The sequence below is a fragment of the Streptomyces sp. NPDC001880 genome, assembly GCF_053594575.1.
The window spans coordinates 113,564-128,943 of the sequence record NZ_JBSFET010000002.1 but is presented as its reverse complement, the minus strand read 5'-3'; the positions used below and the strand labels follow the sequence as shown (position 1 = coordinate 128,943).

Below are 15,380 nucleotides of genomic sequence, written 5' to 3'. Positions count from 1 at the left end.
GCCCGACCGATGAAGAGGGGCCCCGCGTGGGGCCCCTCTGCGGGTGTTGCGGTGATCGGGTGGGCTACTTCTTGAAGGAGTAGTCCATGATCTTCTTCATGTCCGCGCTGCGGTTGGCCGCGCTCGTGGAGGCGAGCACCGTGCCGATGACCGTCTTGCCGTTACGGGTCGCGGCGAAGACCAGGCAGTACTTGGCGGCCGGGCCGGAGCCGGTCTTCACGCCGATGGCGCCGCTGTAGCTGCTGAGCATGGTGTTGGTGTTGGACCACGACATGTACCGGTAGCCGCCGGACTTCGTGGTGACCTTCTGCTTGGTCGACTTGGTCTTGACGACCGTGCGGAAGGTCGAGCTCTTCATCGCGCTGCTGGCGAGCTTCGTCAGGTCGCGCGGCGTCGAGTAGTTCGAGCCGTTCCCTATGCCGTCGAACGAGTCGAAGTGGGTGTTCTTCAGGCCGAGGGACTTGGCCTGGGCGTTCATCTTGCCGATGAACGACTTCACGCGGGCCGCGCGGGTGGAGCCGGAACCGAACTTGTCGGCCAGCGCGTAGGCGGCGTCGCAGCCGGACGGCAGCATCAGGCCGTACAGCAGCTGGCGGACCGTGACCTTGTCGCCCACGATGAGGCGGGCCGACGAGGCGCCCTTGGAGACGATGTAGTCGCTGTACGCCTTCTGGATCGTGACCTTGGAATCCAGGTTGAGGTTCTTCTGCGACAGCACCACCTTCGCCGTCATGATCTTGGTGGTGGAGCCGGTGGAGCGACGGGTGTCCGCGGCCTTGGCGAACAGGGACTTCCCGGTGCCGTTGTTCATCACGTAGCCGCCGGCGGCGGTGATCTTGGGGTTGGGCAGCGTGGCGGCCTGCGCGGTGGAGGCGAACGCGCTGCCCGCGATGACGGCGCCCGCTGTCAGCGCCACGGTGGCAGTGGCGGTGGCGCGGCTTATGCCCTTAATGCCGATTCTCAACTTGAATGCTCCAAATGCCCCTGGAATGCGGCCACATGTGGGTGCCGCTCGCTGATGAGACTGATGAAGACGGGGGATGGATGTGCTGATTCCTGGGGCAATTTCGGAGGTACGGGCGATTCCGGCCATGATCGGCAGTGAGGTGGTGGGGGTCCATGCGGGGGTGGCGGGTGTCCGTCCGTATCGCGGAATCGTTTCGCCATGCACGCATCTTGTATCTATGCTGTGTGCATGCCTGCCGCGCCCCCTGCCGTGAAGCCTGCCGCGAAGTCGTCCGTGAAGCCCGCCGTGAAGCAGCCGCCTGCCGCCGAGCGCGTGTACACCCACATCAAGGAGGCGGTTCTGGACCGCCGTTACGAGGGCGGCACGCTCCTGACCGAAGGGGACCTCGCGGAGGCCGTCGGCGTCTCCCGTACGCCGGTGCGCGAGGCGCTGCTGCGGCTGGAGGTCGAGGGGCTGATCAAGCTGTACCCGAAGAAGGGCGCACTCGTGCTCGCCGTCTCCGCCCAGGAGATCGCGGATGTGGTGGAAACCCGGCTGCTGGTCGAGGAGTTCGCGGCCCGCAAGGCCGTGCCGGCCTCCGCGCAGCTGATCGGCCGGCTCGAAGAACTCCTGGCGGAGCAGCGGCAGCTGGCCGAGGCCGGGGATCTGGCGGAGGTGTCCGTGAAGGACCGCTGCTTCCACGCCGAGATCGTCCGCAACGCGGGCAACGACATTCTCTCGCGCCTCTACGACCAGCTGCGCGACCGGCAGTTGCGGATGGGCGTCGCCGTGATGGAGGCGCACCCGGGGAGGATCGCCGCCAACATCACCGAGCACGGTGAGCTGCTGGAGGCGATCAGGTCCGGGGACGCGGACGGTGCCGCGCAGGTCGTGCGGCGCCATGTCAGCCGGGTCAAGGTGTTGGTCAGGGGTGAGGACCGGTGAGCTCTGCCGCCGCTCCCACCCTGTCCCTGCCCGGCGATCCACCCGGCGGCCGGCGTGCCGCGTGGGTCTGGGGCATCGGGGTCGCCGTCTACTTCGTCGCGATCATCTTCCGTACCAGCCTGGGCGTCGCCGGGCTGGACGCCGCCGACCGGTTCCACGTCAGCGCCTCCGCGCTCTCCACCTTCTCCATCCTTCAGCTGCTCGTCTACGCGGGAATGCAGATACCCGTCGGCCTGATGGTCGACCGGTTGGGCACCAAGAAGGTCCTCGCCCTCGGGACCGTGCTGTTCACCCTCGGACAGCTCGGCTTCGCGCTCTCCCCCTCGTACGGCATGGCGCTGGCGTCCAGGGCGCTGCTCGGCTGTGGTGACGCGATGACGTTCATCAGCGTGCTGCGGCTCGGCGCCCGCTGGTTCCCGGCCCGGCGCGGTCCGCTGATCGGCCAGGTCGCGGCGCTCTTCGGGATGGCGGGCAATCTCGTCTCGACGCTCTTCATCGCGCGGGCCCTGCACGAATTCGGCTGGACCGCCACGTTCGTCGGCAGCTCCGTCGCCGGGGTCGTCGTCCTCGTTCTGCTGCTGTTGTTCCTGAAGGACCATCCCGAGGGCCACGAGCCGCCGCCCGCGGAGCACGCGGGCGGCGCCTATGTGCGCAAGCAGATCGCCGCGGCCTGGCGGGAGCCCGGCACCCGGCTCGGCATGTGGGTGCACTTCACCACGCAGTTCCCCGCCATGGTGTTCCTGCTGCTGTGGGGGCTGCCGTTCCTGGTGGAGGCGCAGGGGCTCAGCCGGTCCACCGCCGGTGAGCTGCTCACCCTGGTGGTGCTCTCCAACATGGCTTTCGGGCTGGTCTACGGGCAGATCATCGCCCGCCACCACGCGGCCCGCACCCCGCTGGCCCTCGGCACGGTCCTGGTGACGGCGCTGCTCTGGGCGTCGACCATCTTCTACCCGGGCGACCACGCGCCGATGTGGCTGCTGATCGTGCTCTGCGTGGTGCTCGGCGCCTGCGGCCCGGCCTCGATGATCGGCTTCGACTTCGCACGGCCGGCCAACCCGCCGGAGCGGCAGGGCACTGCCTCGGGCATCGTCAACATGGGCGGCTTCACCGCCTCGATGACCATGCTGTTCGCCGTCGGTGTGCTGCTCGACGCGACCGGCGGCGACTACCGGATCGCGTTCGCCTCGGTCTTCGTGCTGGAGGCGCTCGGCGTCGTGCAGATCCTGCGGCTGCACTCCAGGGCCGCGCATCGCGAGCGGAACCACCATGTGGTCAGCCGCGTGGAGGCCGTGCACGTACCCGTGTGACCACGTGTCCGTGTGGCCACGTGTCCGTGTGGCCACGTGTCCGTGTGGCCACGTGTCCGTGTGGCCACGTGTCCGTGTGGCCACGTGTCCGTGTGACCACGTGTCCGTGTGACCACGTACCCGTGTGGCCACGTGTCCGTGCCGGATCGGCGGCGCGCCCGTCCCTCGTGCGACGGGCGCCGCCGATCATGACGTCACGGCGCTACGCCGTCACGGCGTCACGGCGAAGTTCTGCAGGATCGCCGTCGCCAGGTCCTGATCGCCCTCGACCTTGATCTGCTCGGCGACCGCAGCCGCGCGCACCCGCCCGCAGGCGAGGCGGAAGTACGTCTCCCAGTCCATCGCCAGCGTCACCGCGGGCCCCAGCGAGGGCGAACCGTCCACCGAACCACGGCCTTCCGCGTCGACCCTGACGGTGCGCAGGAACTCCAGCGGCCCGTTCACATCGAGCACGATCGCCGAACTGGCGGGCGCACCCGCGTCCTTGGCGACCACCTTCGGCAGCGCCTCCAGCAGGGTGTCCCGCACGATCGTGGCACCGGGGGAGTCCAGATTGCCGGGCTGCCCCAGCGTCGCGCGCAGGTCCTGCTCATGCACCCAGACATCGAAGACACGCATCCGCAGCGCCAGTTCGAGCGTCTGCTCGGCTCCGAGCGGTGCCCGGACCATGGTCTCGGGGTCACGCGTCTCGTTGCGCAGCTGACGTGCGCGGCGAATGATCATGTACTCCAGCTCGGAGGTCATCTCCGGTGCGGTGTGGTGACGCCGCACATCGACCTGCATCTCCATGTAACGGGCGAAATCGCTCTGTACATGGTAGAGATCGCGGGGCAGCGTGTGGATCGGGCGCGGATCGCCGAGCTGCTCGGACTCCATACCGATGACGTGCGAGACGATGTCGCGCACCGACCAGGCGGGGCAGGGCGTACGGCGGTTCCACTCTCCCTCGGCGAGCGGCTTCACCAGCTCGGCTATCGACTCGATGGAGTGGGTCCAGGCATCGGCGTAGGTCTGGAGGCTGGGATGGACGGTCACGGGACCCCTCGTGCGGTTCTGCGGTGCATGGGCTGGAGAGCTGGGCGCGGGCGGCGGGCTGCGTGGGAGGTTCGATCGCTCAGAGCGTCCGGCGACTGGGGGCGGCGTCACGGGGCTGGGTGTGCACATCTGCGGCGTTGTCGTCGGTCACCAACGCTCCGCGTTGACTCCCTCCTCCGCCTTGCAGCTGCACGCACCCAGCCCCGCTCCTTCTTCCGCCCCCCAGTCGCCGGACGCTCTAAGTTACGCTGCGATCAGGCACCCCGGCAGTGCTTTCGTGTGACGATCGTAGGCCGTGTTGACGGCTCGAATGCCAGGACGGTGGTAGTGTGCGCGCCTCCCTCATCCAGATCGCAGTAGACCCGGACGAATCCGTCAATGCCCGCAGACAGCGTGCGGCTTCGCTGATCGCGGGCCGGCGCGGTGCGGATCTGGTGGTCCTTCCCGAGCTCTGGCCGGTCGGCGCGTTCGCCTACGACGCCTTCGAGGGCGAGGCCGAACCGCTCCAGGGGCCCACCCACGACATCATGGCGAAGGCAGCGGCCGACGCCGGGGTCTGGCTGCACGCAGGCTCCTTCGTCGAGCGCGCTGCCGACGGCACCCTCTACAACACCTCGCTCGTCTTCACACCCGAGGGCGAGCGGGCCGCCGCGTACCGCAAGATTCACCGCTTCGGCTTCGACCAGGGCGAGGCGGTCATGATGGGCGCCGGCGAGGAACTGGTCACGGTCGCCCTGCCGCAGACCACGCTGGGCCTCGCCACCTGTTACGACCTGCGCTTCCCGGAGATGTTCCGCGGCCTGGTCGACGCGGGCGCCGGCACGCTGATCGTCCCGGCGGGCTGGCCCGAGCGGCGCCGCGCCCACTGGACGCTGCTGGCGCAGGCCCGCGCCGTCGAGAACCAGTCGTACGTCCTGGCCGTCGGTTCCGCGGGCACCCATGCCGGAGTCCAGCAGGCCGGGCACAGCATCGTGGTCGACCCGTGGGGCGAGGTGCTCGCGGAGGCGGGCGCGGACGAGGAGGTGCTCGACGTGGAGTTCGACCCGGCGAGGGTGGCGGCGACCCGTGAGCAGTTCCCGGTGCTCAAGGACCGCCGTCTGGGACTGGCCCCGCCCCGGCTCTAGCCGTCCGGGCTGCGGCTCGTTCGGGCTGTGGCCGGTTCGGGATTTGGGTCGTCCGGGCTGTGGGCGGTCTCGGGCTTCAGCCGGTCCGGGTTTTCGCCGTCCGGGCTCCGCCGCGTCGGTGCTCCGGCGCGGGCGTGCCGTTTCACGTGAAACCGGGGCGGATCAGTCCTCGTGCTCCTTCTCCGCGAGCACGATGACGCAGACCGATACGGCGATGAGCAGCGCCGTGTCGGCGTCCTCCCGTACGACGTCGATGCCGTAGGCGTCCCGGACGGTCAGCCACCGCCGGGAGATCTGGGCCAGCAGTTCCCCGTCGTACTCGATGGCGAACTCGCGGTCCAGGATCTTGCCGCCGACGTCGAGTGCGGTGCCGTCGACCAGCGTGACCCGGTAGTGGTTGCGCAGCAGCGACAGCCGCTTGCGCTTGATCCTGGCGAGCTGTTCGCCGTCGCGCTCGATGAGCATCGTGTCGCGCAGGCTGAGCAGCTTCTGCCGGATCTCGACCAGGATCCGGCCCCGTGCGTCCTTCAGCTCGAAGGTGTCGCGCATCCGCATGGCCTTGCCGTCGACGAGGAACACCTTGCGGCCGTCCGCGTCCTCGATCCAGTAGTCGTCACCGACGGCGAAGAGTCGTTCACGCACCAGGAATCTCATGGCTCACAGGTTCCCCGAGGTCGCTGCGGAATGTGTGGACGCCACGGTGATGTTGACTGTTCACATGGCAACACGTGCGCGCGTCAGGGCCCCCGAACTGATCGGCAAGGGCGGCTGGCTGAACACCGGAGGCAAAGAGCTGACCCTCGCCGACCTGCGAGGCAAGTGCGTTGTCATTGATTTCTGGACCTTCTGCTGTGTGAACTGCCTGCATGTTCTCGACGAGCTGCGCGAGCTGGAGGAGAAGCACCGCGACACCCTGGTGATCATCGGGGTGCACTCGCCGAAGTTCGTCCACGAGGCCGAGCACCAGGCCGTCGTCGACGCCGTCGAGCGGTACGAGGTCCACCACCCGGTCCTCGACGATCCGGAACTGGCGACCTGGAAGCAGTACGCGGTACGGGCCTGGCCCACGCTCGTCGTCATCGACCCCGAGGGCTATGTCGTCGCCCAGCACGCCGGCGAGGGCCATGCGCACGCCATCGAGAAGCTGGTCGGGGAGCTGGAGGCCGAGCACGCGGCGAAGGGCACGCTGCGCCGCGGCGACGGCCCCTATGTCGCACCCGAACCGGTCGCCACGCATCTGCGCTTCCCCGGCAAGGCGCTGCTCCTGCCCGACGGCGGTTTCCTCGTCTCCGACACCACCCGCCACCGCCTGGTCGAGCTCGACTGTGACAGTGAAACGGTGCGTCGTCACGTGGGTACGGGGGACAGAGGGTTCACCGACGGCGGGCCCGACGAGGCCCGGTTCTCCGAGCCGCAGGGGCTCGCCGTGCTGCCCGACGGCCGGATCGCGGTCGCCGACACGGTCAACCACGCCATCCGCGCCGTCGATCTCGCCACCGGGGCGACCACGACGCTCGCCGGCACCGGCCGCCAGTGGTGGCAGGGTTCGCCGACCTCCGGACCGGCCCGCGAGGTCGACCTCTCCTCCCCCTGGGACATCGCCTGGTTCGCCGACCGGCTGTGGATCGCCATGGCGGGTGTGCACCAGCTGTGGACGTACGACCCCGCGACGCGCACCGTCGAGGTCGCGGCGGGCACCACCAACGAGGGCCTGGTCGACGGGCCGGCCGCCGAGGCGTGGTTCGCCCAGCCGTCCGGGCTCGCCGCGTCCGCCGACGGGGAGCGGCTCTGGGTCGCCGACTCGGAGACGTCCGCCCTGCGGTACGTCGAACGCGAAGGGGACGGCTTCGCCGTCCGCACGGCCGTCGGCACCGGGCTCTTCGACTTCGGGCACCGCGACGGCGCCGCCGGACAGGCCCTGTTCCAGCACCCGCTGGGGGTGGCCGCGCTGCCCGACGGGTCCGTCGCCGTCTGCGACACGTACAACCACGCGCTGCGGCGCTACGACCCCGAGAGCGGTGAGGTCACCACTCTGGCCACGGATCTGCGCGAGCCCAGCGACGCCGTGCTGGTCGACGGCGATCTCGTGGTCGTCGAGTCCGCCCGGCACCGGCTGACCCGGCTGCGGCTGCCCGAGGAGGCCGTACGTGTCGCCGACCGGGCGCACCGCACACAGCGCGCGGCCACCGAGATCGCCCCGGGCACGCTCCGGCTCGATGTGGTCTTCCAGGCGCCCGCCGGGCAGAAGCTGGACACCCGGTACGGTCCCTCGACCCGGCTGCTGGTCTCGGCGACCCCGCCGGAGCTGCTGGCCGAGGGCGCGGGGCCCGGGGCCGACCTCTTCCGTGAGCTGGTCCTCGCCGAGGGCGTCACCGAAGGCGTCCTGCATGTGTCGGCGATGGCGGCCTCCTGCGACGACGACCCTGCGAACGAGTACCCGGCCTGCCACGTCCATCAGCAGGACTGGGGCGTCCCCGTCCGCGTGAGCGCGCAGGGAACGGCCCGGCTGCCGCTGGTGCTGGCGGGAATGGACGAGCGGGCATAGGGCCTGTCCGGCGGATCGTGGCCGGGGGCGCGGCGTCCGGCACGGCACCTTGCGGCATCGCCGAAACGTCCGGACAGCCCCGCCGCCCTGCGGCGCACCGCACCGGACGCCGCTCCCTGCCCGACCCCGACCCGCCGGACAGGCCCCGGGGCCCGAGCCCTCCCGGTCCCCGCCCGGGAGGGCTCACCGCACGCTTGGTGATGGCGTACTCCTCTGCCTTCATCCCGGTCCCCGCCCGGGAGGGCTCACCCGTCGTCGGTGAGCCGTCGGACCGCCTCCTCATGCCGCTTGCGGTACTCCGGCTCGGCCGTCACCCGCAGCAGCGCCTGGAGCGCCCGCACCGCGCCCTCGTCGTAACCGGCGCGCTCCGCCTCCCCGGCCGCCCGGTCCAGCAGCCGGATCCCGTCGTTCTCCTCGCCCAGCGCCAGACGGGCCTCGCCGCTGGTGGTCAGCAGCAGCACCCGGCGTGCGGCCTCCTCGTGCTCGGGCCCCAGGTCGAGCGCGGTCCGGGCGGATTCGAGGGCTTCGTGCGGCCGGTTCGCGGCCAGCTGCATCCGGGCGAGGTGCTGGAGCGCCAGCCTCTCGGTGTGTGCGTCCTGCTCCTCTCGGGCCAGCGCGACAGCCCGCCCGCAGCCCTCCAGAGCCGTGTCGAGCTCCCCCTGCTCGGCCTGGACGACGGCGAGGTTGATCAACGCGGTCGCCTCGCCGAGCCGGTCGCCGGCCTGCCGGGCCAGACCGGGCGAGCGCTCCAGCAGGGCGACGGCCTCGGCGGTCCTGCCCTCCTCGGTCAGCACCCAGCCCAGCAGGCTGAGCACCCGTGACTCGGCATACGTGTCGTCGTGGGCGCGGGCGGAGTCCAGCGCCAGTTCCAGCAGCGGGGACCAGTTGTCCCGCACCCGCCACACCACCTGCGGCCACTGGAGCAGGATGATCCGCCACGCCCGGTCGTGGAACCCGGCGGTCCGGGCGGCGTCGGCGGCCAGCGCCAGATCGTCGCGTTCGGCCACGAACCAGAGCATCGCCGTCGCCCGGTCGACGAAGTCCCGCACGGCGACCGGGCGGTGGTAGTCCTCCGGCAGGACGCAGCAGGGCTCGCCGCCGGGCTCGGCCGTGTCGGCGGCGGCCAGCGCGGTGGCGATGTAGTGGTCGAGGACGCCGATGAGCGCCTCGGACCCGCCCTCGGGGTCCATGCCGCGGGCGTAGAGGCGCACCAGGTCGTGCAGCACCCAGCGTCCGGGCGCCGTCTCGGTGACGAGATGGGCGGCGGCGAGCCGTTCCAGTGCCGCCGTGGCGACGACCGGGTCGGTGCCGGCCAGCGCGGCGGCCGTGTACGGGTCGAAATGGCTGCCGGGGTGATGGCCGAGCCGGGCGAGCTGGTGGGCGGCGTCCTGCGGCAGCTGCTGCACGGTCAGCCGCAGCGCGGCCGAGACACCGGTGTCGTCCACGTCGAGGTACGTCAGCCGGCTGCGTTCGTCGGCCAGTTCGTCGGCGAGCCCGGCCAGTGTCCACGTCGGGCGCCCGGCCAGCCGGGCCGCGGTGACCCGGAGGGCGAGCGGCAGTCCCCCGCAGAGTTCGGCGAGCCGACGGGCCGCGACCGGTTCGGCGAGCACCCGGTCCTCACCGAGCACACCGGCCAGCAGGGCCGTGCCGTCCGGCGGTTCGAGCACGTCGAGTGGTACGGGGCGGGCCGCGTCCGAGGCGATGAGGCCCTCCAGCCGGTGCCTGCTGGTGACCAGCGTGACGCAGTCGGTGCCGCCCGGCAGCAACGGCCGGACGATGGCGGAGTGGCGGGCGTTGTCGAGTACGACGAGCAGGCGGCGCCGGTCGGTCAGGGACCGGAAGAGCGCGGCCGCGGCCGCGACGGACTCCGGGACGCGGCGGGGCGCGACGCCGAGCGCCAGCAGGAACTCGCGCAGGACCTCGATGAGTGCGGGCTCACCGGTGTCGCTGAACCCGCGCAGATCGGCGAAGAGCCGCCCGTCCGGGAAGGCGGCCGGGTTGCGGTGCGCCCATTGCAGGGCCAGCGCGGTCTTGCCCACCCCGGCCGGTCCGGTGACCAGGCAGACGGGCGCCTCGCCCGCCGCGGCCCGGGTGAGCGCGGCCAGTTCGGAGGTCCGCCCCTGGAAGCCGCGGGGTGCGCGGGGCAGCAGATCGGTGGGGTGCGGCTCACCGGCCAGGGACGGCACGGGGAGGGGGCGGGGCGGCGCGGTGCCGGGCGCGCTGCCCGTGCCACCGGTCGGGTCGGCCGGTTGTGCCGTGGCTGAGCCGTCCGTTCCGGGCCGCGGGTCCGCCGCCGTGCGGGCCGCGGGCACGGTCCAATTGCCGTAGCCGCCGTTGCCGTCACCGCCGCCCGTCCGGACCGGGCCGCCGGCCGTGGCCCTCTGCCCGTCGGGCGCGTTCCGTCCGCCCTCCCGTCCGGCGTCCGGGCCCAGGTCGCCGTGCAGGATCAGCGCGTACGCGTCGGCGAGTTCATGTCCGGGATCGATCCCCAGCTCATCGGCGAGCAGCCGCCTCGTGCGGTGGAACCAGTCCAGCGCCTCCGACTGACGCCCCGCCCGGTACAGCGCCGTCATCAGGGCCGCCGCCAGCGACTCCCGCATGGGGTGCGCGACGGCCTCCGCCCGCAGCACCGACGCGGCCCGGTTGTGTTCCCCCAGCGCCGCGTAGGCCCACGCCAGTTGCTCGACGGTCGCCAGCCGCGACTCCTCCAGCGAGTGCGCGGCCGCCTGGAGCGGCCGTCCGGCGAACGCGCCGCTGAGCGCCGGCCCCTCCCACAGGGACAGGGCCTCCTTGAGCATCAGCACCGCGTCGGCGGGGCTGCGCTGACCACGCGCCAGCGTCAGCAGTTCCTCGAAGCGCTGCGAGTCCAGCAGGGTCTCCGGCAGCCGCAGCACATACGCGTCGCCGAGGGTGACCAGCTCCACCCCGTACGCCTCCGCGTCCGCGCCCACCAGCAGGGCGCGCAGCCGGGACACATGGCCCTGGATGACGCTGCGGGCGTGCAGCGGCGGTGTGTCGTCCCACAGCGAGTCCATGAGCCTCGCGATGGAGACTGGGGTGTTGGCGGACAGCAGCAGCGCGGCGAGCAGACTGCGGCGCTTGGCGGGGCCGAGCGGCAGCGGTCCGTTGAACGTGTCGACGGAGACGGTGCCGAGCAGCCGGAACTCCACGAGCGGCTTCCCTTCCGGGCGGGATGCGCCCGGGGTCGGGCACCAGAAAGTCCCAGGATATCGGGGGTGTCGGGGAGCCGACGAAGGGTTGTGCCCGATCGGCGGGGTGCTCCTGGAGCGGCCGTCCGCGCGCCGACGGGCCGGCCGTTCCGGAGCGTTTCGCGCACCGGTCCGCCGGCCCGTCGATGGCCTCGTGGCAGGCGGGATCAGCCCGCCAGGAACGCCGCCAGCGCGTTGGCCAGCAGGTACGGGTCGTCCGCCCCGCACAGCTCACGGGCGCTGTGCATCGACAGGATCGCCACACCGATGTCCACGGTCTGGATGCCGTTCCGGGCGGCGGTGATCGGGCCGATCGTGGTGCCGCACGGCATCGAGTTGTTGGAGACGAACGACTGCCACGGCACGCCCGCCTTCCGGCACGCCGCCGCGAACACGGCCCGGCCGCTGCCGTCGGTCGCGTACCGCATATTGACGTTGGTCTTGAGGATCGGTCCGCCGTTGGCCACCGGGTGGTGGGTCGGGTCGTGCCGCTCGGCGTAGTTGGGGTGGACCGCGTGACCGGTGTCGGAGGAGAGGCAGATGCTCCCGGCGAAGGCCCGCGCGCGGTCCTCGTAGCTACCGCCGCGCGCGAAGACCGAACGCTCCAGGACCGTGCCGAGCAGCGGCCCGTCGGCGCCGGTGTCGGACTGCGAGCCGTTCTCCTCGTGGTCGAAGGCGGCCATGACCGGGATGTACGCCAGCTCCTCGTCCGGCTGCCCGGCGACGGCGCCGAGGGCGGCGGTCGCCGCGTGCACGGAGAGCAGGTTGTCCATCCGGGGCCCGGCCAGCAGCTCGCGGTCCCGGCCCAGGTAGGCGGGCGGCTCGACGGCGTGCGGCATCAGGTCCCAGCCGGTCACGTCCTCGGCGTCGACACCGGCTTCCTCGGCGACGAACCGGATCAGGTCGCCCTCCTCGACGTCCCCGAGGCCCCAGATCGGCTGCATGTGCTTCTGCCGGTCGAGCTTGAGCCCGTCGGAGTTGGCCGACCGGTCCAGGTGCACGGCCAGCTGCGGTACGCGCAGCAGCGGCCGGTCGATGTTCACCAGCCGGTGGGTGCCGTCGCGCAGCGAGATCCGGCCGGCCAGGCCGAGGTCACGGTCGAGCCAGGTGTTGAGCAGCGTCCCGCCGTAGATCTCCACGGCGACCTGCCGCCAGCCGTACGCCCCGGTGTCGGGCAGCGGCTTGACCCGCAGGTTCGGCGAGTCGGTGTGCGCGCCGACGATCCGGAACGGGGTGTGCGCCGAGGCGCCCTCCGGTACGTACCAGGCGACGATCGCGCCGCCGCGCAGGACGTACTTGCCCCCGCTGGTCCCGTCCCAGGCCGCGGTCTCCTCGACCTGCCGGAACCCGGCCTTCTCCAGCCGGGCGGCCGCGGTGGCCACGGCGTGGTACGGGGAGGGGGAGGCCATCAGGAAGGCCATCAGGTCGTCGGTGTGACCGCGGTCGAAGCGGAGGGAGGAACTCATGTTCCTCACTGTAACGAGACCGGGCCGGGCGGCTTCACCGCCGTCGCGCGAAGGCATCCGCTCAGTGCCCCGGGAGAGCCGCCGAGGGCTTCTCGCCGTTCTGGGCCTGCTGCGCGCGCTCGGCGAACATCGCCGCGAACGCCTTGACCTCCTTGTCGGGAACGGCCGACTTGCCCTGGGTGCCGGTGCTGATGCCCAGGACGGTCGTTCCGACCCGGATCTGCGCGATCGTGGCCGGTCCGCCCATGGTGCCGACCGCGGCGCGATGGGCCTCGCGCTCGGCGCCTGCGCCTCCGAGGTCCACCTGCTCGGCGCCCCGGCCGACCCGGTCCCCGCCGTACCACTCGGCCAGGATGTCGTAGGCGGCGTCCGCGGTCTTCTCGTCCTTGTAGGCGAGGGTCCAGAAATTCAGCGTCGTCATGTCCGCCTTGCGCACGAAGGCCGAGGTGCCCCAGGAGGTGATCGGGTCGCAGGCCTTCTCCCGCTGCTCCTTCGTCCTGGCCACGCAGACCGACGGCGGGTACTCGGGTACCGGCTTCTGGGCCTCCGGCTTCATGTAGTTCCGCCAGCCCGGTACGGCTTTCGCGTCCGGCAGCACCGAGGCGACCTGCCCGTTGTCGAGCGCCGCCGCCCTGGCGTCCTCGCCTCCGCCCCCGCAGCCCGCGAGCAGCAGCACCGCCGCCCCGGCCGCCAGGAGTCCCTGACTCCGCGTACCCACGAAACCCTTGCCACCCATGATGAACCCGCCCCCTCCGGCTACCGGACGTCCGATCCTAGAGAGGGCCGGTGCGGTGGGGTGGAGCCACCCAGCCGAGACGACAGCACCGCCACCCGAAATCCTGTCCGGGTGACGGTGCCGTTGACGATCTTGAACGGGAGGGGCTAGAACGCGGCCTCGTCCAGCTCCATCAGCGAGTTGTCGACGGACTCGGCGAGCGCGCGCTCGGTCGAGACGCCCGGCAGGACGTTCGCGGCGAAGAACTTCGCGGCGGCGATCTTGCCCTGGTAGAAGGCGACGTCCTTCGCGGAGGCGGTCGGCAGCTTCTCGGCCGCGACGGCCGCGCCCTTGAGGAGCAGGTAGCCGACGACGACATCGCCGGAGGCCATCAGCAGGCGGGTGGTGTTGAGGCCCACCTTGTAGATGTTCTTGACGTCCTCGCCGGTCGCGGTGAGGCCGGCGATCATCGTGCCGACGATCGCCTCCAGGTCCACGGCCGCCTTGGCGAGCGAGTCCAGCGCACCGGCCAGCTCCTCGTTGCCCTGGGCGCCGGAGAGGAACTTCTTGATCTCCTCGGAGAGGGCGTTCAGCGAGGCGCCCTGGTCGCGGACGATCTTCCGGAAGAAGAAGTCCTGGCCCTGGATCGCCGTCGTGCCCTCGTACAACGTGTCGATCTTGGCGTCACGGATGTACTGCTCGATCGGGTACTCCTGGAGGTACCCGGAGCCGCCGAAGGTCTGGAGCGACTGCGCCAGCTGCTCGTAGGACTTCTCGGAGCCGTAGCCCTTCACGATCGGGAGCAGCAGGTCGTTGAGGCCGTGCAGCGCCTTCGCGTCCTCGCCCGCGGCCTCCTTCTCCTGGATCGCGTCCTGGACGGTGGCGGTGTACAGCACCAGGGAGCGCATGCCCTCCGCGTACGCCTTCTGCGTCATGAGGGAGCGGCGCACGTCGGGGTGGTGCGTGATGGTGACCTTGGGGGCGGTCTTGTCCATGAACTGCGACAGGTCGGTGCCCTGGACGCGCTCCTTGGCGTACTCCAGCGCGTTCAGGTAGCCGGTCGACAGGGTGGCGATGGCCTTCGTGCCGACCATCATGCGGGCGAACTCGATGATGCGGAACATCTGGCGGATGCCGTCGTGCTTGTCGCCGATCAGCCAGCCCTTGGCGGGGTGCTGGTCGCCGAAGGTCATCTCGCAGGTGTTGGAGGCCTTGAGGCCCATCTTGTGCTCGACGTTCGTCGCGTACACGCCGTTGCGCTCGCCCAGCTCGCCGGTGGTCCAGTCGAAGTGGAACTTCGGGACCATGAAGAGCGAGAGGCCCTTCGTGCCGGGGCCGGCGCCCTCGGGGCGGGCCAGCACGTAGTGGATGATGTTCTCGGACATGTCGTGCTCGCCCGAGGTGATGAAGCGCTTCACACCCTCGATGTGCCAGGAGCCGTCCTCCTGCTCGACGGCCTTCGTGCGGCCCGCGCCGACGTCGGAGCCGGCGTCCGGCTCGGTCAGCACCATCGTCGAGCCCCACTGCTTCTCGACGGCGATCTCGGCGATCTTCTTCTGCGCCTCGTTGCCCTCCTCGAAGAGGATGCCGGCGAACGCCGGGCCGGAGGAGTACATCCACACGGCCGGGTTCGAGCCGAGCAGCAGTTCCGCGTAGCTCCAGATCAGGGAGCGCGGCGAGGTGGTGCCGCCGATCTCCTCGGGCAGGCCCAGGCGCCAGTACTCGGAGTCCATGAACGCCTGGTACGACTTCTTGAAGGTCGCCGGGACGGGCGCGGTGCTGGTCTCCGGGTCGAAGACCGGCGGGTTGCGGTCGGCGTCCGCGAAGGAGTCCGCCAGCTCGTTCTCCGCGAGACGGTTGATCTCATCGAGGATGCTCTTCGCCGTCTCGACGTCCATCTCGGCGAACGGACCGGTGCCGTACGTCTTGTCGCGCCCGAGGACCTCGAAGAGGTTGAACTCGATGTCGCGGAGATTCGACTTGTAGTGCCCCATGGAAGGCTCCGTAATCAATAGCAGTGGCGCGCAGTGCCCCGGGACGGGGTGTGGGCCGGGCGGGCGACGAGCTGGCGGTGCGCATATCAGCTGA

Annotated in this window: 11 protein-coding genes; 4 read left to right on the top strand and 7 right to left on the bottom strand. The window is 71.1% G+C overall.

The window, feature by feature from the left end:
• Positions 1-64 precede the first annotated feature (64 nt).
• Entirely contained in the window at positions 65-964 is a 900-nt protein-coding gene (locus ACWCQ6_RS02080) for a D-alanyl-D-alanine carboxypeptidase family protein (RefSeq protein ID WP_451084845.1), read from the bottom strand.
• Positions 965-1,195: 231 nt separating this feature from the next.
• On the opposite strand from ACWCQ6_RS02080, the gene ACWCQ6_RS02075 reads away from it, so the two are divergent.
• Positions 1,196-1,891: a GntR family transcriptional regulator gene (locus tag ACWCQ6_RS02075; RefSeq protein ID WP_451084844.1), complete on the top strand. Its 696-nt coding sequence runs from the start codon at positions 1,196-1,198 to the stop codon at positions 1,889-1,891.
• Positions 1,888-3,198, top strand: a complete 1,311-nt coding sequence (locus ACWCQ6_RS02070; protein WP_451084843.1) for an MFS transporter — start codon at positions 1,888-1,890, stop codon at positions 3,196-3,198. The genes ACWCQ6_RS02075 and ACWCQ6_RS02070 overlap by 4 nt, the downstream gene beginning before the upstream one ends.
• A 210-nt stretch (positions 3,199-3,408) precedes the next feature.
• On the opposite strand, the gene ACWCQ6_RS02065 is transcribed toward ACWCQ6_RS02070, so the two are convergent.
• Positions 3,409-4,233 carry a maleylpyruvate isomerase family mycothiol-dependent enzyme gene (locus ACWCQ6_RS02065; protein WP_451084842.1) on the bottom strand — a complete coding sequence of 275 codons (825 nt, stop codon included), beginning with the start codon at positions 4,231-4,233 and terminating at the stop codon, positions 3,409-3,411.
• 329 nt (positions 4,234-4,562) lie between these two features.
• Between ACWCQ6_RS02065 and ACWCQ6_RS02060 the strand changes: the two genes are divergently transcribed.
• A complete protein-coding gene (locus ACWCQ6_RS02060; protein ID WP_451084841.1) occupies positions 4,563-5,357 on the top strand; it encodes a carbon-nitrogen family hydrolase in 795 nt (264 codons plus the stop codon).
• A 162-nt stretch (positions 5,358-5,519) separates the two neighbouring features.
• Here the strand turns inward: ACWCQ6_RS02060 and ACWCQ6_RS02055 are convergent, their stop codons facing one another.
• Entirely contained in the window at positions 5,520-6,011 is a 492-nt protein-coding gene (locus ACWCQ6_RS02055; protein ID WP_451084840.1) for an LURP-one-related/scramblase family protein, read from the bottom strand.
• Positions 6,012-6,075: 64 nt separating this feature from the next.
• On the opposite strand from ACWCQ6_RS02055, the gene ACWCQ6_RS02050 reads away from it, so the two are divergent.
• Entirely contained in the window at positions 6,076-7,902 is a 1,827-nt protein-coding gene (locus ACWCQ6_RS02050) for an NHL domain-containing thioredoxin family protein (RefSeq protein WP_451084839.1), read from the top strand.
• Between the two features lie 245 nt (positions 7,903-8,147).
• On the opposite strand, the gene ACWCQ6_RS02045 is transcribed toward ACWCQ6_RS02050, so the two are convergent.
• The 4 genes from ACWCQ6_RS02045 to ACWCQ6_RS02030 form a co-directional block, all read right to left on the bottom strand.
• A complete protein-coding gene (locus tag ACWCQ6_RS02045) occupies positions 8,148-11,072 on the bottom strand; it encodes an AfsR/SARP family transcriptional regulator (protein ID WP_451084838.1) in 2,925 nt (974 codons plus the stop codon).
• A 206-nt stretch (positions 11,073-11,278) separates the two neighbouring features.
• Entirely contained in the window at positions 11,279-12,577 is a 1,299-nt protein-coding gene (locus ACWCQ6_RS02040) for a M18 family aminopeptidase (protein ID WP_451084837.1), read from the bottom strand.
• A 61-nt stretch (positions 12,578-12,638) separates the two neighbouring features.
• On the bottom strand, positions 12,639-13,313 hold the full coding sequence (locus tag ACWCQ6_RS02035; RefSeq protein ID WP_451084836.1) for a hypothetical protein: 675 nt from the start codon (positions 13,311-13,313) through the stop codon (positions 12,639-12,641).
• A 146-nt stretch (positions 13,314-13,459) separates the two neighbouring features.
• The gene (locus ACWCQ6_RS02030; RefSeq protein ID WP_451084835.1) at positions 13,460-15,286 is read right to left on the bottom strand and encodes an acyl-CoA dehydrogenase; all 1,827 of its coding nucleotides are present in this window, start codon (positions 15,284-15,286) and stop codon (positions 13,460-13,462) included.
• Positions 15,287-15,380 lie beyond the last annotated feature (94 nt).